This is a genomic window from Alteromonas sp. BZK5 (assembly GCF_014349115.1).
GTDB lineage: Bacteria > Pseudomonadota > Gammaproteobacteria > Enterobacterales > Alteromonadaceae > Alteromonas > Alteromonas macleodii.
This window is the reverse complement of record NZ_JACSOE010000013.1, coordinates 49,250-68,280: the sequence shown is the minus strand read 5'-3', so window position 1 is coordinate 68,280 and position 19,031 is coordinate 49,250. Positions and strand designations below refer to the sequence as shown.

At 44.6% G+C, this 19,031-nt stretch carries 14 protein-coding genes; 3 read left to right on the top strand and 11 right to left on the bottom strand.

The genetic code is table 11. The features are described 5' to 3' along the window. Window positions 1-90: 90 nt before the first annotated feature. On the bottom strand, window positions 91-576 hold the full coding sequence (gene lrp, locus BIZ39_RS05865; RefSeq protein WP_014949635.1) for a leucine-responsive transcriptional regulator Lrp: 486 nt from the start codon (window positions 574-576) through the stop codon (window positions 91-93). A 185-nt stretch (window positions 577-761) separates the two neighbouring features. Here lrp and ald point away from each other — a divergent pair, with 185 nt between their 5' ends. Next, entirely contained in the window at window positions 762-1,895 is a 1,134-nt protein-coding gene (ald, locus tag BIZ39_RS05860; protein WP_014949636.1) for an alanine dehydrogenase, read from the top strand. A gap of 115 nt (window positions 1,896-2,010) precedes the next feature. Here the strand turns inward: ald and pyrF are convergent, their stop codons facing one another. The 10 genes from pyrF to gyrA form a co-directional block, all read right to left on the bottom strand. Continuing rightward, on the bottom strand, window positions 2,011-2,709 hold the full coding sequence (gene pyrF, locus BIZ39_RS05855; RefSeq protein ID WP_039234640.1) for an orotidine-5'-phosphate decarboxylase: 699 nt from the start codon (window positions 2,707-2,709) through the stop codon (window positions 2,011-2,013). Window positions 2,710-2,715: 6 nt separating this feature from the next. Continuing rightward, window positions 2,716-3,885: a lipopolysaccharide assembly protein LapB gene (gene lapB, locus BIZ39_RS05850; protein ID WP_049588667.1), complete on the bottom strand. Its 1,170-nt coding sequence runs from the start codon at window positions 3,883-3,885 to the stop codon at window positions 2,716-2,718. Then, the gene (locus BIZ39_RS05845; RefSeq protein ID WP_014949639.1) at window positions 3,885-4,142 is read right to left on the bottom strand and encodes a LapA family protein; all 258 of its coding nucleotides are present in this window, start codon (window positions 4,140-4,142) and stop codon (window positions 3,885-3,887) included. The genes lapB and BIZ39_RS05845 overlap by 1 nt, the downstream gene beginning before the upstream one ends. A gap of 132 nt (window positions 4,143-4,274) precedes the next feature. Beyond that, window positions 4,275-6,617, bottom strand: coding sequence for a PilZ domain-containing protein (locus BIZ39_RS05840; protein ID WP_187446565.1), 2,343 nt, complete (start codon window positions 6,615-6,617; stop codon window positions 4,275-4,277). 206 nt (window positions 6,618-6,823) lie between these two features. After that, on the bottom strand, window positions 6,824-7,111 hold the full coding sequence (gene ihfB / locus BIZ39_RS05835) for an integration host factor subunit beta (RefSeq protein ID WP_014949641.1): 288 nt from the start codon (window positions 7,109-7,111) through the stop codon (window positions 6,824-6,826). A 76-nt stretch (window positions 7,112-7,187) separates the two neighbouring features. Beyond that, window positions 7,188-8,858 (bottom strand): 30S ribosomal protein S1, encoded by a 1,671-nt coding sequence (gene rpsA / locus BIZ39_RS05830; RefSeq protein ID WP_014949642.1) that lies wholly within the window; start codon window positions 8,856-8,858, stop codon window positions 7,188-7,190. Window positions 8,859-8,976: 118 nt separating this feature from the next. Continuing rightward, the gene (gene cmk / locus BIZ39_RS05825; RefSeq protein ID WP_039227644.1) at window positions 8,977-9,648 is read right to left on the bottom strand and encodes a (d)CMP kinase; all 672 of its coding nucleotides are present in this window, start codon (window positions 9,646-9,648) and stop codon (window positions 8,977-8,979) included. A 184-nt stretch (window positions 9,649-9,832) separates the two neighbouring features. Further along, on the bottom strand, window positions 9,833-11,116 hold the full coding sequence (gene aroA / locus BIZ39_RS05820) for a 3-phosphoshikimate 1-carboxyvinyltransferase (RefSeq protein ID WP_187446564.1): 1,284 nt from the start codon (window positions 11,114-11,116) through the stop codon (window positions 9,833-9,835). 1 nt (window position 11,117) lies between these two features. Continuing rightward, a complete protein-coding gene (gene serC / locus BIZ39_RS05815) occupies window positions 11,118-12,203 on the bottom strand; it encodes a 3-phosphoserine/phosphohydroxythreonine transaminase (protein ID WP_014949645.1) in 1,086 nt (361 codons plus the stop codon). Between the two features lie 145 nt (window positions 12,204-12,348). Beyond that, the gene (gyrA, locus tag BIZ39_RS05810) at window positions 12,349-15,063 is read right to left on the bottom strand and encodes a DNA topoisomerase (ATP-hydrolyzing) subunit A (protein WP_014949646.1); all 2,715 of its coding nucleotides are present in this window, start codon (window positions 15,061-15,063) and stop codon (window positions 12,349-12,351) included. A 302-nt stretch (window positions 15,064-15,365) separates the two neighbouring features. On the opposite strand from gyrA, the gene ubiG reads away from it, so the two are divergent. Both ubiG and nrdA read left to right on the top strand, forming a co-directional pair. Next, window positions 15,366-16,070 carry a bifunctional 2-polyprenyl-6-hydroxyphenol methylase/3-demethylubiquinol 3-O-methyltransferase UbiG gene (gene ubiG, locus BIZ39_RS05805; protein WP_014949647.1) on the top strand — a complete coding sequence of 235 codons (705 nt, stop codon included), beginning with the start codon at window positions 15,366-15,368 and terminating at the stop codon, window positions 16,068-16,070. Between the two features lie 549 nt (window positions 16,071-16,619). Continuing rightward, entirely contained in the window at window positions 16,620-18,941 is a 2,322-nt protein-coding gene (gene nrdA, locus BIZ39_RS05800; RefSeq protein ID WP_014949648.1) for a class 1a ribonucleoside-diphosphate reductase subunit alpha, read from the top strand. Window positions 18,942-19,031: the final 90 nt, after the last annotated feature.

The window sequence follows — 19,031 nt, the reverse complement described above, 5'->3', positions numbered from 1 at the left end:
CTTTAGCGTGCTGTTAATCCTTTGGTAAAACACAAACACTGTATTTTTGCACAGCCTACCACAAAACCACGCTATTGAGCCACGCTTTCATTACTTCAAATTAATGCGCAGCGACGATGTACTTTTTACTTCTTCCATCACAACGTACGTCCGCGACTCACTCACTCCGGGCAAGCGCAGTAAAGTATCACCTAATAATTTCCTATAACTTCCCATATCTGCAACGCGTGCTTTAAGAAGGAAGTCAAAATCTCCGGACACCAGGTGACATTCTTGTATATCGTCATGCAGTTTTACCGCAGCAGAAAATTCTGCAAAGATATCTACCGATGTTTTCGTTAACGTAATCTCTACGAACACAAGCATAGCTGCGCCGAGCTTTTCTGGGTCAACGACAGCATGATATCCTTTTATATAGCCCTGAGCCTCCAGCCTCTTAACTCTCTCAAGACAAGGGCTGGGGCTTAATCCCACTTCTTTAGCAAGTTCGACGTTTGATATACGCCCGTTTTTCTGTAACTGTACCAGGATATTCCTGTCTATTCGGTCTAGGTGTTTTGGTGTCTTTACCAGCATATAAAATATCTTAAAAGCATCTTTTAGGAGAATTATATGCTACAAACGCCCATTCTTCAGCAGATAGTTCGTTTTTTTATCACGTATACTCCGCAAATATGTTCACGTGCTTCAAAGCCGAACACTATTTATCAAAAGTTCAACCAGAGCCGCTTAGAAGCTCACTATAAGATTGAGGACTATACATGTTAGTTGGTGTACCAAAAGAAATTAAGAACCACGAATACCGTGTTGGCTTGACGCCAGCAGCTGTAAAAGAGTTTGTTAGCCACGGTCACAGCGTTTTAGTAGAAACGAACGCAGGTGAAGCAATAGGTTTCACTAACGAAATGTATGTCGAAGCAGGCGCAGCCATTGCATCAACGGCTGAGCAAGTGTTTGCTGAAGCAGAAATGATCGTAAAAGTTAAAGAGCCTCAGCCTAACGAGTGCAAAATGCTTCGTAAAGGCCAGACACTATACACCTACCTACATTTAGCGCCTGATCCTACGCAAACAAAGCTGCTTGTTGAATCTGGTGCAACGTGTATCGCATATGAAACAGTGACTGACGACCGCGGTGGGCTTCCACTACTCGCACCAATGAGTGAAGTAGCTGGCCGTATGTCGGTTCAAGCTGGCGCGCACTACCTTGAAAAAGCACACGGCGGTAGCGGTACACTTCTTGGTGGCGTTCCGGGTGTAGCACCAGGTAAAGTACTGGTTATCGGCGGTGGTGTTGTTGGTACTAACGCAGCAAAAATGGCACTAGGCCTTGGTGCTGACGTTACTATTCTTGACCGCTCGCTTCCTCGTCTTCGTCAAATCGATGATATCTTTAACGGACAAGTAAAAACGGTTTACTCTACCGTTGACGCTATTGAGCACTACTCTTCAAAAGCTGATCTTGTTGTTGGTGCGGTACTTATTCCTGGCGCTGCAGCTCCGAAGCTTCTTACTCGCGAACAGATTAAGGCAATGAAGCCTGGTTCAGTACTTGTTGACGTTGCTATCGACCAAGGCGGATGCTTTGAAACATCTAAAGCAACAACACACCAAGACCCAGTTTATATTGTTGATGACGTGGTTCACTACTGTGTTGCAAACATGCCAGGTGGCGTTGCGCGTACTTCTACAATGGCACTTAACAATGCCACATTGCCATTCGGCTTAGCCCTTGCAAACAAAGGCCCTGCGAAAGCGATGCTAGAAGACAAGCACTTGCTTAACGGTCTAAACGTGCACGAAGGTAAGGTAACGTACAAAGCTGTGGTTGACGCGCTAGGTGAAGAACTAGGCCTTACCTATACACCAGCTGAAGTAGCGCTTAAAGGCGAATAATTTCTAAATATTAGTCTCGGGTAGGGCTGTGGCCATACCCTTGAATAAGAATATCGGAATAAAAAAGCTCGGTATGTGAACATCACATCCGAGCTTTTTTGTATTTGAAATAAGTCTAACCGTTTATTGATGCGTTTACTGCTTTCAGTACGGCAATAGGATCTTCCGCTTTAGTGATAGGTCTTCCCATAACTAAATAGCTCACGCCAGCTTTCATAGCATCGGGAGGCGTCATGACGCGCTTTTGATCACCAGCATCTGCGCCTACTGGGCGAATACCTGGTGTAACTAGCAGAAAATCGTCGCTGTGTTTTTCGCGTAATGCGCTGGCTTCCTGCGCTGAGCAGACAATGCCGTCTAATCCTGCTTTTTCTGTTAGTGCCGCCAGACGCAGCACTTGTTGCTCTGGTGTCACACCGCTTACTACATCCGCCAACTGCGCTTCATCCATGCTGGTAAGAACGGTAACCGCAATAAGTTTAGTTTGAGGGTTGCTGCTTGTTGCAATCGCCTCTTTAGCTGCTTGCATCATAGGTAGGCCGCCCGATGCATGTACGTTCACCATCCATACACCCAGCTCCGCCGCTGCTTTACATGCTTTCGCTACAGTATTTGGAATGTCATGGAATTTAAGATCTAAGAAAACGTCAAAGCCTTTAGCGATTAGCGCTTTTACGAATTCTGGTCCAAATAAGGTGAACATTTCCTTGCCCACTTTTAGCTTGCACAAGCTTGAATCTAATTTATCAACAAACGCCAATGCAGTGTCTTTATTGTCATAGTCTAATGCAACAATAACGCGTGGGTCATGCATGTTCTTTTATTCTCCGTCTAGCCCTTTGATAGGTTTTACTACGCCCCACTTTTTACAGCTAGGGCATAACCAATATAATTTTCGACCGGAAAAGCCACAGCTGCCACAGCGGTATTTCGGGCGCTGCAACATTTGCTTTTCCACCAATTCTTTAAGTAAGCGTAAGCTATCAGCCGTGGTTTTATCTGAAAGCTGGTCAATGTAAAGCCCCATAAGGGTTTTAAAGCCGCGCATAGTCGGGCGTTTGCGAAGTTGCTCAAGTAAGTACTCAGCCGCCTGTGCCGTTTCACCGCGCTTCATAAGCACATCAACCATGGCTAAATAGGACGTAGCACACTCCTGCCAATGTGCTTCTAAGTTCTTCTGAAAACTTTCCCAGTCGTCAGTTTCTTCAGCAATTTTTTCCAAACGAGGTACGGCTTCGCTAAACCAATTGATATCGCGTTCGGCCACTTGCGTAAAGTACGCGTTGGCATCAGTAAAGCGTTTTTGATCAAGCGCTATATCACCTAACATAAGCCACGGCCTCACCGCATGTTCGTCGGCGTTTACCGCTTTTTGTAATAAGGTCAATGCCGCCCCTTGGCTATCGTTCTTCAACTCAACCGATGCTTGTTCACAATAAAAGTGTGCAAGGCGCTCGCACAAATCATCATTATCACCATGACATTGCACCATACGTTCAGCTAATTCTATGGCTCTTTCCCACTCTTTCGTGGTCTGGTAGATACTGAAAAGTTGCTGTTGAGCTACAAGGTAGTGTTTATCGCTGTTAAGCAGTTGAAGAAAAGCATTTTCAGCACGCTCTAGAAAGCCTGCTTGTGTGTAGTCGTGACCAAGCTCCCTCAGTGCATTTTCTCGTTGAGCCGGCTGGAGCTCATCACGGCTAACTAAATTCTGGTGGACTTTAATTGCGCGGTCTATTTCGCCTCGGTGACGGAAAAAGCTCCCCATCGCGATATGCGTCTCTACTGTATCGCTATTCACGTTAATCATTTTGATTAGCGTATCGACTGCTTTATCAGGTTGGTCTGAGAGAAGGAAGTTTAGCCCCTTGTAATAATGCCTAGATAGAATGCTAGACTGCTTTCGCTGCGCTTGACGGACACTATTTCGGCCCATTATCCAACCGTAACCTGCCGCAACAGGCAAAAGGAGAAACAGCAGTTCGAGCATTAGTGTTCTTGTTCCAGACTCTGTATTTTTGACTGCGCAGACATCAGTTGAACACGCAATTTTAGCCAGCTCATTAGCATTACCAAAATACCAATACCAACGCCTATTGAAAGTGTTATCGCTATTAACGTCGATAAGCGAAGATTCGCCTGAGCAATTAAATAATTAACTGTTACTTGCGCTTCATTTTGTGAGCCAATGACAAACGCGATCGCGAGCAGCACCAAAATGATAAGAAACGTTAGGATCCCTTTCAACACTCAACCCTTTTTTGTTGATTTATTTACAAGAATAGCAAAATGCGAAAAGAGATAACACTAAAAGCGTAAGTGAAATGATGTTATACCATTAATCCGCATTGATATTTGCCCACTCAGAAGGCTCTGGCATTAAGCCGCGCCTTCGCTTTCTAGATCCTGACGTTGGGGTTTGGCAATAAGGTTGTCTACTACTAAATCGTGGTGAAGGGCTGACATATTAGTAATAAAAATACAGTGTGTATAACCCGCCTGCATCGTTTCGAGCTTGTCATACATGGCTTTGTCTAGCTTTGATAGCTGGGCAAGACGCTTCTTAGTTAACGGCGTTATCGCACCGTGACACCGGATAGCAGTGACATCTGTGGCGCTGAGATGTATTTTTTCTTCATCTAACTGAGTTTTTATCTGTGTTCGCAACTTAGAAAAAAGGAAGTCGCGTTCTTTTATATACACTAAACGGCTGTCGCTCTTTCTAACACAGTGAACCACTAACGCTTGTTCAGATGTTTCTTTGAACATCGCCTCTAGAATTTGTGACTTGGGCTTAGCCTGCCCTTTGTCTGCAAAAAAGCCGTGCAGTGGGATAATATTTTGAGTGCGCGAAAAAGGATAAAGGTCGTCAGATGCGTCACTTTGATACACCGTTTTGAGCCTGTCTAACGTGAAGCGGTTCATCACACATAGTACCGATAAAGACGGCATATGCCTAACCGCCAATTCCCAGATATAACGGTGAGTTGAGCGTTGAATTCGCGCAATATCTCTTACTTTGAAATACGCGGTATTTTCTTCAACCATATGATCGACGCTCAAGCTCACTTTAGCCTTACGTGTATCTTCAACAAGGCACAACCTCACCACGCCCGTTTCCGCTTGGTAGTGCACAACCTTATATTTTTCACCTTTAATTTTCAGTTCCGGTACTGAAACACGAATTTCCTTTTGTAGCTCACTTTTCGGTGCAACGATCAACTTCATTCCACTTGCACTTAGATCAGCAACCCGCGCATCAATCGATGTCAGCAGTCCAACTTTAATAGAGGCAGGTTTATCAATAATGTAACGTGTCTCACTACGTCTATCTAAATCCTCTTCCATAACATAATCAATTCGCCAATTATTGCCGCTAGCCCTCAAAGTTTTTGACAAGGGTTTGAAATCGCATTTTGCTGAAAGGGTCAGATTAATAAGATAAGCAGACACGTCTTTACAGTAAAGAACATGGGAGATCTGCGCCAGTTGCTCAAATTCTTTACTGGCAATATCGTGAATAGCAAACGCTTTTTGTTTATCTTCTCGCGTCACGCTATCAAGTCGACAATGGGTACAAATGAAGTCGCCACTTTTGGCAAGAAGATAAACCAACGCGTTAAGCTGCTTTAATGCCAGCAGTTGTCTGTGCGTCGCTGTTATTTGAACGTTACCGTTTTTGGTTTTGATGTTGCCATGAAAGACATACGCTTCATTATACTTGCGCAGCTCGTCAACTAACGTCGCGAAGATAGGCTTATCTTGTAGGCTAGCCAAGAGTTTTTCGGCGTCGTTATGCTCGACATTGGCTTTGGTAAACAGGGCAATAATTGGCTTAAGCGACTTCTTCTCAGGCGCGAGAAACACGGGCAACCAGGGGCTATTTTCAAGTATTCGGTCGCGTTCAAGTTCTTGCATGGCGCGTTCTATTTCCAGATCTCTTTGTAGCGGTTGTTTATAGGCGGTAATTGCTACATAGCGTTTCAACGTAGCAAGAAAGCCTTTGTCCACATCATCTAGAAAGACAAACGATGTCTCATACTTTCCTAAGTGCTTGTTGTATTTTACCGACTCTAGTTCAAGCGTTATTTCCGTGGGCTCTTTGGTAAGCCCTTTTACTTCAGGAATAGTAAACGTAATGATGTCGCCGGTAGAAGCGTTAGGCGGCCTTTTAGTCTCGACGGCTATCCCTTTGTGAGACATCGAACTGATTGAACAATGGCGACCTTTTTCAAAATCGGGGGAAGAAATAGTGAAGTTAGGGCGAATAGCAATGTCATCGCCGAAATCTATATCAGTAAACGATTGGCTCTCAACATTAAAAGCATCGACAATTTTTTTGAACTGTTCTTTTTTTATTTGGTTTTGATAGAAGTCTGAGTTCATTACTGACTCAAACACGCCTACCGTATATCTGTCTTGATAAAGTGATGTTTCGTTTTTGAGTATCTGCGCGCCAACTTTATCAAGGTGCATTTGAACGCCGAAGTGCTTGAATTTCATGACGGGGAATTGAGCGAAGGCAGAGTTATCAGCAGGTGCGTCGGTTAACGACGTTAATCGAACAACCTCCTCTTTTACTACTTTTCGAACACTACTAGGTAGACGCTTCGAAAACTTGTTAATTCCTTCTAACAGCTTGTTTTGTTGTTCATAAGGAATTAACGCGCGAATGAGCGGCTGGTATTGTTTAATTATTGCTTGTTCGTCGCCGGCTGACATTACTTCTATGAATACCGTTTATTATTATTTGAACAATATATAACCCTATTCGAGTTGGGGTCAATAGGTACCAAAAATTAAACGAAAGTATATCAGCAATAACGAACACCTTATTCTAGCTAAGGCAAATAGATTATTGAATTTTGCTAAATAACAATAAGGCAGCGGACACAAAAAAGCCGCTTATCAGCGGCTTTTAAAATGCATTATGCGATTGAGGCGTCTACCCTTTCGCGAAGCTCTTTCCCAGGCTTGAAATGCGGTACATATTTACCGTCAAGTTTCACCGTTTCACCCGTTTTTGGGTTTCTACCTACGCGTGGAGCGCGGTAGTGAAGAGAGAAACTGCCAAAACCTCTAATTTCAATACGCTCACCCTTCTGAAGAGTTTGCGCCATTTGCTCTAGAAGTTCTTTTATAGCCAGTTCGAGTTCCTTCGCCGGAATATGACGCGCTTGATCCGCGAGCCGTTCAATTAATTCAGACTTGGTCATGCTTAACCTCATTGTCAATATTATTGTTTAAACAGCTATCGCGAATTGGGTGTGCATGTGCACACCCACAAAAGCATTATTCGCCTTTAGCAGCTTTAAATGCTTCTGCCATCGCGTTAGCGAAACCAACATCTTCTTGCTGGTTAACTTTATCGATAGCTTCTTTTTCGTCAGCCTGATCTTTCGCTTTAACAGATAGGTTAACAGTGCGGTTCTTACGGTCAACGCCCATGAACTTCGCTTCGATGCTATCACCAACGCTTGCTACTTCTGTTGCGTCTTCAACACGCTCTACAGCAAGATCTGCAACGCGGATGTAGCCGTCAACTTCTTCAGCTAGGTTTACAGTAACGCCTTTCGCATCAACTGCTGTTACTGTACCAGTAACGATAGCACCTTTCTTGTTATCTGTCAGATACTTGTTGAAAGGATCTTCTTCGATTTGCTTAACGCCAAGAGAGATACGCTCACGCTCTGGGTCGACTTGAAGTACAACTGCAGAGATTTCGTCGCCTTTCTTGTAGTCGCGAACCGCGTCTTCACCAGACTTGTTCCAGCTGATGTCAGAAAGGTGAACTAGACCGTCGATGCCGCCGTCAAGACCGATGAAGATACCGAAGTCAGTGATTGACTTGATCTTACCAGACACTTTGTCACCTTTTTCGTGTGACTCAGCAAATGTTTCCCAAGGGTTAGCAATGCACTGCTTAAGACCTAGAGAAATACGACGACGCTCTTCGTCAATTTCAAGAACCATTACATCTACAGTGTCACCTAGGTTAACAACTTTAGATGGGTGGATGTTCTTGTTAGTCCAATCCATTTCAGAAACGTGTACAAGACCTTCAACGCCGTCTTCGATTTCAACGAAGCAGCCGTAGTCAGTAAGGTTAGTAACCTGACCGTTGATCTTAGTACCTTCTGGGTAACGAGAAGCAATTTCTTGCCATGGATCGTTGCCCATTTGCTTCATGCCAAGAGAAACACGCTGCTTCTCTTTGTCGAACTTAAGTACTTTAACGTTGATTTCGTCACCAACATTCACGATTTCACTTGGGTGCTTAACGCGCTTCCAAGCCATGTCAGTGATGTGTAGAAGACCGTCTACGCCACCAAGGTCAACGAACGCACCGTAATCGGTAAGGTTCTTAACGATACCCTTGATTTCATGACCTTCTTCAAGGTTAGCAAGAAGCGTTTCGCGCTCTGCGCTGCTTTCTGCTTCGATAACTGCACGACGAGAAACAACAACGTTGTTACGCTTAGCGTCAAGCTTGATAACTTTAAATTCAAGCTCTTTGCCTTCAAGGTGCGTAGTGTCACGTACTGGACGTACGTCAACAAGAGAACCAGGAAGGAACGCGCGTACACTGTTAACTTCAACAGTGAAACCGCCTTTAACTTTACCGTTGATAACGCCTTTGATAGTAGCTTTATCTTCGTAAGCTTTTTCCAGCTCAACCCACGCTTCGTGACGCTTCGCTTTTTCGCGAGAAAGGATAGTTTCACCGAAACCATCTTCAACTGCATCTAGTGCTACGTCTACTTGGTCACCGATAGCGATTTCTAGTTCGCCTTCAGCGTTTTTGAATTGGTCAGCTGGGATAGCACTTTCTGATTTCAAGCCCGCATCAACAAGAACGATGTCTTTGTCGATAGAAACAACAGTACCTTTTACAATTGAACCAGGACGTGTTTCTAGTTCTTGTAAGCTTTCTTCAAAAAGTTGTGCAAAATTTTCAGTCATAAGTCTCAAATAACTTTTAAGTTGATATCCACGCTTCTTATCCGGATAACGCGGGGTTATTAAAATTAGTCGCCACTTCCTGTAGCAACACTGCTTTGGATGCGATCAGCTCTCGTCATTAAAGGCGTGAGGAAATAATATCCATCGCTTTTTCAAAGACTTGGTCAATATCCAAGTCCGTTGAATCTATAATTACTGCATCTTGTGCCGGTACCAAAGGAGCCACTGCACGCTGTGTATCGCGCTCGTCTCTTGCCTTGATATCGGTTAAAAGGCGCGCAATATTAACATCCATGCCCTTTGCTTTCAACTGGCTATAGCGGCGTTCTGCACGGGCTTCTGCGCTTGCTGTAAGGAAAATCTTTACAGGCGCTTCGGGAAATACCACTGTACCCATGTCGCGACCGTCGGCAACAAGACCAGGATCTTGTTGGAAAGCACGCTGTCTGCGAAGTAGTGCTTCGCGAACCCGGGGTAATGCCGCAACTTTTGACGCCACGGCGCCAACTTCTTCGGTGCGAATATCGTCAGTTACGTCTTCGCCTTCTAAGATTATGCGAGTGCTATCGCCATTCGTCTCGAAACTAACATCAAGACCGGTTGCTAGAGGAACAACACATTCTTCATCATCACACGGAAGGTCGTGGTGAAGTGCAGCAACTGCTAATACGCGGTAAATTGCGCCGCTATCTAGAAAGTGCCACCCTAATTTCTTTGCCAGCAAGCTACTTAACGTACCTTTACCAGCACCACTAGGACCGTCAACCGTGACTACGGGTGTGGAATGCATACCTGCTCCATCGTTTAAATTACTAAAAATCGCGCGCAATTATACGCTTTAGTGAGAGATAAGCAATGCCGCCTCTAATTGGCGGCATTGTACATTAGGATAAATCTGATTCAGATCAACGAAGCAACTTAAGGGTTAACCTACATAGCCCTTCATAAACCTCTGACTCATTTTTACAAGGCTTTTACGCGCTATATAAAGTTTTAAATCGGGTAAAATAGTCTGGGAAGGTTTTGCGCGTGCAGCCCGGGTCGTTTATTGTTACCGGCGTATCGCTTAACGCAACAAGCGAGAAGCACATGGCAATGCGATGGTCGTTATACGTGTCTATCTCAGCATGTTTTAGCGAGTCAGTTGGCCATACTTTAATATAGTCATGCCCTTCTTCCACTTTCGCGCCCAACTTTTGAAGCTCGGTGGCCATAGCCGCAAGACGGTCTGTTTCTTTAACACGCCAGTTATAGATGTTAGTCATGGTCGTAGGACCTTCAGCAAACAGCGCTGTAGTGGCAATGGTCATGGCGGCATCCGGAATATGGTTCATATCCATATTCACACCTTTAAGTGGCGCACCGGTTATTTCAACATATTCATCGTTCCACACTACTTTTGCACCCATGGCTTCGAGCACGTCAGCAAAGCGGATATCACCTTGAATGCTTTTCTGCCCAATTCCGGTTACGCGTACCGTTCCGCCTTTAATGGCGCCGGCTGCAAGGAAGTAAGATGCAGAAGAAGCATCGCCTTCTACCATAAATTTACCTGGCGCAACGTATTTAGCGTCAGCAGAAACCGTAAACGTCTGGTAGTTGTCATTCTCAACAGTAACACCAAATTTAGCCATGGTGTCTAGCGTGATATCGATATAAGGCTTAGACACCAACTCACCTTTTATACGAATAGTCACATCTCCTGAAAATAATGGCGCAGCCATTAAAAGCGCCGTTAGAAATTGGCTAGACACGCTGCCATCAACCGACATTTTGCCACCGTTTAACGTCTTGCCTTTAATTTGAAGCGGAGGGTAACCTTCATTTTTAAGATAAGACACGTCAGCATCTGCTTCGCGTAGTGCATCCACTAAATCGCCAATTGGGCGCTCTTCCATTCGCGGTTCACCCGTTAACACGGTATCCACGTTACTTGCGGCAAGTGCTGCACATAAAGGTCGCATAGCAGTACCGGCATTGCCCAAGAAAAGCTCAAGTGGCTCAGCTACGTTAAACGCGCCACCGTTACCTTGCACAACACACTGGGTTTTATCTTCGCTTAAGCGATAGCTAACACCTAACTTAGTAAGTGCATTAAGCATATGTTCGATATCTTCGCTATCAAGCAAGTTGGTTAATTCAGTTTCACCTTCAGCCAACGCGGCAAGCAATAGTGCGCGATTAGACAGACTTTTTGAGCCAGGTACATTGACCTCTCCCGATACTTTTGCAATCGGGTCTAATGTTAACTGCTCCATTTTATCCATTCACTCTTTCAAATTCGCGCATAAATTCAACTAGCGCAACGATGCCCTCTACCGGCATTGCATTATAAATACTGGCACGCATGCCCCCTACCGAACGATGCCCTTTAAGAGCAAGTAACCCTGCTTCTTGTGACTGTTTAAGGAACAATCCGTCAAGTTCAGCATTGGCTAGATGAAACGGCACGTTCATTTTTGAACGGTTGTCAGGGTGAACTTTACTTGAATAAAAGTCAGAGCTGTCGATAGCTGAATACAATAACGCCGCCTTTTCAGCATTGCGTTTAGCCATAGCATCAACGCCGCCCATGTCTTTAAGCCACTCAAATACAAGCCCTGCCAAGTACCATGAGAACGTTGGCGGTGTGTTGTACATAGAATCAGATTTTGCCGCTAAGGCATAATCGAAAATAGAGGGCGTTTCTTTACGTGCTTTGCCAACTAGGTCTTCGCGAACAATAACCACAGACAAACCGCTTGGGCCGATATTCTTTTGTGCGCCGGCATAAATAACACCGTGTTTTGCCACGTCTAGCGGTTGTGACAATATCGTCGAGGACATATCAGAAACCAGCGGAACCTTTCCTGACTCTGGTAGCCAATCAAAAGCGATTCCGTCAACGGTTTCATTTGGACAGAAATGGTAATACGCGGCAGATTGATCAATATCGCTCAACTGAGGCTGCGCAACGTAGTGACAGCCGTCTTTTTCAGACACTTCACCCACCACTTTGGCGTGGTTGTATTTGTTTGCTTCGTCAACGGCACCTTTAGACCAAGAACCGCTGACTAAGTGAAGACTGGTATCGTTAGCGTTGGATAAGTTGAGCGGTACAGCGGCAAATTGCCCACGCCCACCACCGTGCGTGAACAGCACATGGTAGTTGGAAGGAATGGACAATAAATCTCGCAAATCTTGCTCAGCTTTTGCCGCTATTTCAATGAAGTCTTTACCACGATGGCTTACTTCCATTACAGAGCAGCCTAGATCGCGCCAATTTGTAAATTCTGATTGTGCTTTTTCCATGACTTCTTTTGGAAGCATGGCCGGGCCAGCACTAAAATTAAAAACCTCTTTCATCGCGTTTTTCAACACCTGTAGATAATTACCGTTTAACTCGCTTTGTTTTGAACGTTTTGCGGGTCTATTAGGTAAACAAGCGGCTTAAGCCGCTTGTTTGAAAGAACACTGATAATGCGCAAGTATGAATACCTGCGCCCTATCCCTACTCTTCTGTCGTTGAGCCGTCACCGTCTTCTGCGGTGTTCTCTTGCTCTTGAACAGCAGTTTCTGCTTGTTCTGGCGCATCGTCCGAAATGATTAGGTTACCGTCTTCGTCGAATTCTTGTAACTCTTCCACTTCTTCAATGCGTTGTAACCCTACAACGTGCTCACCTTCTACTGTACGTATTAAGCGAACGCCTTGTGTGTTACGGCCTACTACTGACACTTCGCCTACACGGGTACGAACCAGTGTGCCTTGGTCACTAATAAGCATAATTTCATTGGTTTCGTCTACTTGAACCGCGCCAACCACTTTACCGTTACGCTCAGACACCTTAATTGATACAACACCTTGTGTCGCACGGCTCTTCGCAGGGTAATCTTCAAGCGGAGTACGCTTACCGAAACCATTCTCTGTTGCTGTCAGGATTGGGCCGTCGCCTTTAGGAACAATAAGTGATACCACTTTTTGACCATCTTGCAGACGAATACCGCGAACACCTGTGGCTGTTCTTCCCATAGGACGAAGTGCCAGAAGCTCTTCACCCGTCTCTGGGTCACGCTTAACTTCACCGGTTTCGCTGTCGCGAAGCTTCTCGTTGAAGCGAACCACTTTACCTGCATCAGAGAACAACATTATGTCGTCATCACCGTGAGTGATATCAACACCAATCAGCTCATCACCTTCGTTCAGGTTAACGGCGATAATACCGCTTGAACGTGGGCGAGAATATAGGCTCAGGTCAGTCTTTTTAACCGTACCGTTTGCCGTCGCCATCAGTACAAACTTGCCTTCTTCAAACTCTTTAATAGGAAGAATAGCAGTAATACGTTCGTTCTCTTCAAGCGGTAGGATGTTAACAATTGGGCGTCCGCGCGCGTTACGGCTAGCAAACGGCAACTGATATACTTTCAACCAGTACAAGCGACCACGGGTTGAGAAGCAAAGTATGTGATCGTGGGTATTAGCTACCAATAATCTTTCGATGAAATCTTCATCTTTCATCTTGGTTGCTGATTTACCACGGCCACCACGACGCTGTGCTTCGTAGTCTGTAAGCTTTTGATATTTCACATAACCTTCGCGAGAAAGCGTTACTACAACATCTTCTTGCTCTATAAGATCTTCAATATCAATATCGTGACTTGCTGCCGTAATTTCAGTACGACGCTCATCACCAAATTCATCACGTACTTTTTCAAGTTCTTCTTGAATCACTTCCATCAAACGCTCTGGGCTGTTTAGGATGTGAAGAAGTTCTGCGATGATCTCTAGAAGTTGCTTATACTCTTCTAGAATTTTCTCGTGCTCAAGACCTGTTAGCTTGTGTAAGCGAAGGTCAAGAATAGCTTGCGCTTGCTGTTCTGTCAGGTAGTACTTGCCGTCGCGAATACCAAATTCTGGCATTAGCCAATCAGGGCGTGCAGCGTCATCGCCTGCGCGCTCCAGCATTTGCGCTACATCACCTAAGTCCCAACCTTGTGCTACAAGCGATTTCTTGGCGTCTGCTGGGCTTTGTGACGCTTTAATCAACTCGATAATTGGGTCGATGTTCGCAAGCGCTATCGCCAAACCTTCAAGAATGTGAGCGCGGTCACGGGCTTTACGTAATTCAAAAACAGTACGACGTGTTACTACTTCACGGCGGTGAAGAATAAAGCATTCTAGCGTTTCTTTAAGGTTGAATACCTTAGGCTGACCGTTATCAAGCGCAACCATGTTAATACCGAATACCGTTTGAAGCTGGGTATTCGCGTATAAATGATTAAGTAGGACTTCGGCAGATTCGTTGCGTTTAACTTCGATAACAATGCGCATACCGTCTTTATCAGACTCGTCTCGCAGTGCAGAAACGCCTTCGATGCGCTTTTCTTTTACCAGTTCAGCAATCTTTTCAATAAGACGCGCTTTGTTAACCTGGTACGGGATCTCGTTAACAACAATGGTTTCTTTACCGTTGCTGTCAGTTTCAATTTCCGCCTTAGCACGAAGATAAATTTTACCTCGACCTGTGCGATACGCATCTTCAATTCCCTTGCGCCCGCTGATCATCGCCGCCGTTGGGAAATCTGGACCTGGAATGTGTGTCATCAAGTCATCGATGGTAATAGACGGGTCTTGAATTAACGCTACGCAGCCGTTGATTACTTCGGTGAGGTTATGTGGCGGAATATTCGTCGCCATACCAACCGCGATACCCGATGAACCGTTAACAAGAAGGTTAGGAACCTTCGTTGGTAATACTTCAGGAATATGCTCTGTACCATCGTAGTTAGGTACGAAATCTACGGTCTCTTTATCTAAATCGGCAAGTAACTCGTGCGCAATTTTAGCCATGCGAACTTCGGTATAACGCATCGCAGCAGCAGAGTCGCCGTCTACCGATCCGAAGTTACCTTGACCGTCTACTAGCATATAGCGAAGTGAGAACGGTTGGGCCATACGAACAATAGTGTCGTAAACTGCAGAGTCACCGTGAGGGTGATATTTACCAATTACGTCACCTACCACACGGGCAGATTTTTTGTATGGCTTGTTAAAGTCGTTTTTCAGTTCGTTCATTGCGAACAGCACACGACGGTGCACTGGCTTCAAGCCATCTCTTACGTCAGGCAAGGCTCGCCCGACAATAACGCTCATCGCGTAATCAAGGTAAGAGTTCTTTAACTCTTCCTCAATATTAACGGGGAGGATTTCTTTAGCGTTATCAGACATAAACTGCTTAATCCCTTTATCTTGGTTTGTTCTGCGTTATCCAGCACTTCGCTTCACATCATTGTGAAAACAAGGCGTGGGAGCGCACTGTTATTATTATGTGGGTCATAATCGTGCTTCGAGTGTACCACTTGATGACAGAATTATGTAGCGCTTAATTACGCTTATTAATCAACTAAAAGGCAAGCGATTATTTTTCGTTCGACCCTTCTTATAATTTGTCTATTTCTGTTTAAAAACAGTGAAACACAACCTCGATTTACGATATCTTAAAAAGAGATAGATTAAGGATTGTTTTACTCATGACGAACGTCGATCAACAAGAAATCAATAAGTTCTCTGAACTCGCTTCACGCTGGTGGGATCCAGAAGGCGAATTTAAGCCATTGCACCTTATTAACCCACTTCGCTTAGACTTCATTAATCAACACAGTGAAGGCCTGTTTGACAAAAAGGTCGTCGATATTGGCTGTGGTGGCGGTATTTTAGCAGAGTCTATGGCGCGTGCAGGCGCGACGGTAACCGGCTTGGATATGGCTGAAGCGTCGTTAGAAGTAGCGAAGCTGCACGGTTTAGAATCAGGTGTAAAAGTTGACTACGTATGTTCAACTGCCGAAGCATTCGCAGAAGCAAATGCGGGACAGTTCGACGTGGTAACCTGTATGGAAATGTTAGAGCATGTACCCGACCCGGCTTCTGTTGTATTGGCCTGTGCTAAGTTGGTTAAGCCTGGTGGCCATGTTTTCTTTTCTACGCTTAACCGAAACCTAAAGTCGTATCTGATGGGGATCGTAGGAGCGGAATATATCCTTAAACTGGTTCCAAAAGGCACCCACGATCACAGTAAGTTCATCAAACCATCTGAACTTATGGCGATGACCGATCATGCTGGTTTGCTGCCTCGAGATATGACAGGTCTACACATGGACCCAATTTCTCAAGGCTTTTATCTCTCTGCGAATAATGTCGACGTTAACTACTTACTATATACAGTAGCGCAAAATTAATTTAACACTATATATTGGGTTGCGGCGATATTTTAAACACCATATATCGTGTTTATATAAAAACTATTTTCTAAGAATAAATTAATTTTTATGTCGAAGAAATAATTAAAAATGCTTGCAATCCAGATATTTTACGCTTGTAGAACGCTAAAAAGTTAGTTGTTACTAACATAAATTTCATGCCAGATTGAGTGCTTGAAATACCACCAGATATTGGGTTGCATTAAGACTAAAACCTCACTATCTTGTGTTTAATTCAGCACGTGATCCCAATGCAGATTTTCTGGGATCGCACAGATCGCTAACGAGATTATGGCAATGCCATATGCAGTGTGTGACATCAACCTCGCTGAAAATATAAATGCAGTGAAAAAATTAAATGAGCAGTCTCTACTTTGTACTTTCGGTATTGGTTTAGGCCGCTTTCGTGTGTGTTGTTATCTGGCGTGAGCCAATGGTGATAATGTCACTCACACTCAATAAATTAAAAATGAAAATGGGCATTACATAGCCCACGCATCAAGCGCTAACAGACAAACGGCCAGTAACATGAACAACAACTTATTAGTCACCAAACGCAACGGTGAAAAAGAGTCCATCGACTTAGAGAAAATCCACAAAGTCGTGACATGGGCAGCCAAAGGACTTAAAAACGTTTCAGTTTCACAAGTTGAAATCAAGGCACAAATCCAGTTTTATGACGGTATCAATACTAGCGAGATCCATGAAACCCTGATCAAATCAGCGGCAGATCTTATTTCTACCGATGCGCCAGATTATCAATACCTAGCTGCGCGCTTGGCCATTTTCCACCTTCGCAAAAAAGCCTATGGTCAATTTGAGCCGCCTGCCCTACTTGAGCATGTAGGTAAGATGGTTGATATGGGCAAATACGATAAGCACTTGCTTGAAGACTACACGCCTGAAGAATTTGCTGAAATGGACTCGTATATCGACCATTGGCGAGACATGAACTTCAGCTACGCTGCAGTTAAACAGCTTGAAGGTAAATACCTGGTTCAAAACCGAGTTACAGGTGAAATCTACGAAAGTGCTCAGTTCCTATATATCTTAGTGGCGGCATGCCTTTTCGCAAATTACGATAAAGCGACGCGTATGGACTACATCCGCCGCTTCTATGATGCCGCTTCAACATTCAAGCTGTCATTGCCTACACCTATTATGGCTGGCGTACGTACGCCTACTCGCCAGTTTAGCTCATGTGTACTTATCGAAACCGGCGACAGCTTAGATTCAATCAATGCAACGGCAAGTGCCATTGTTAAATACGTAAGCCAGCGTGCTGGTATCGGTGTAAATGCAGGCCGTATTCGCGCACTAGGTAGCCCTATTCGCGGCGGTGAAGCATTCCATACGGGTTGTATTCCGTTCTACAAATACTTCCAAACAGCCGTTAAAAGCTGTTCACAAGGTGGTGTTCGTGGTGGCGCTGCTACGCTGTTCTACCCTATTTGGCATATGGAAGTTGAATCGCTGTTAGTGCTTAAGAACAACCGTGGTGTTGAAGAAAACCGTGTACGTCACCTAGATTACGGCGTTCAGTTCAACAAACTAATGTACCAGCGCATGATGAAAGACGGCTATATCTCACTATTTAGCCCATCTGACGTACCTGGTCTTTACGATGCTTTCTTTGCTGACCAAGAGAAGTTTGAAGAGCTATACGTTAAATACGAAAACGACGACAGCATCCGCAAAAAGCAAATTAAAGCCATGGAGCTATTCAGCTTGTTCATGCAAGAGCGTGCAAGCACAGGTCGTATTTACCTACAAAACGTTGACCACTGTAATACGCACAGCCCGTTTAACCCAGAAGTTGCGCCAGTTCGTCAGAGCAACCTGTGCCTTGAAATTGCGCTACCTACTAAGCCGCTTCAGCACGTTAATGATGAGAATGGTGAAATTGCACTATGTACGCTGTCAGCGTTTAACTTAGGTGCGATTAAGTCACTGGACGAGTTTGAAGAGCTGTCTGACCTTGCAGTACGTGCGCTAGATAACCTGCTTGACTACCAGGACTACCCAGTTCCTGCTGCATATAATGCTACGATGGGACGTCGTACGCTGGGTGTTGGTGTTATCAACTTTGCATACTACCTTGCTAAAAATGGCGTTAAATATTCTGATCACAGCGCGAACGGTCTAGTTCACCGCACGTTCGAAGCAATGCAGTACTATCTACTTAAAGCGTCGAACAATCTTGCGAAAGAAAAAGGTGCGTGTCCTAAGTTTAACGAAACCACCTATTCTCAAGGCATTATGCCAATTGATAGCTACAAGAAAGATCTTGATAGCGTATGTAATGAACCACTTCATTACGACTGGGATGCACTTCGTGAAGAAATCAAAACTCACGGTTTGCGTAACTCTACGCTGTCAGCATTAATGCCGTCAGAGACGTCTTCTCAGATTTCTAACGCGACAAACGGCATTGAGCCACCGCGTGGTTTTATCAGCATTAAGTCGAGCAAAGATGGTGTTCTTAAGCAAGTTGTACCTGAGTACGAAACGCTAAGAGACCAATACGAGCTACTTTGGGATATTCCTTCAAACGATGGTTACCTACAGCTTGTTGGTATCATGCAGAAGTTTATCGACCAAACTATCTCAGCGAATACCAACTACGATCCAAGCCGTTACGAAGGTAACAAGGTACCAATGAAGCTTCTTCTTAAGGACCTTCTTACTACGTATAAACTGGGTGTTAAAACACTTTACTATCATAACACTCGCGACGGCGCGTCAGACACATCTGCTCTCGATGCTAAAGCGAGCGAGCCTATGCCACGTCAAGAAGAAGTGGTTGTAGAGGAAGATGATGATTGTGCAGGTGGTGCGTGTAAGATTTAGAACACGCCTCCTGTTTAAATGGCAAATGCATAAAAGGAGTTAACTGCATTTGCCATTAACGTTTCGCAGCAAGAACACAAACAATAATAC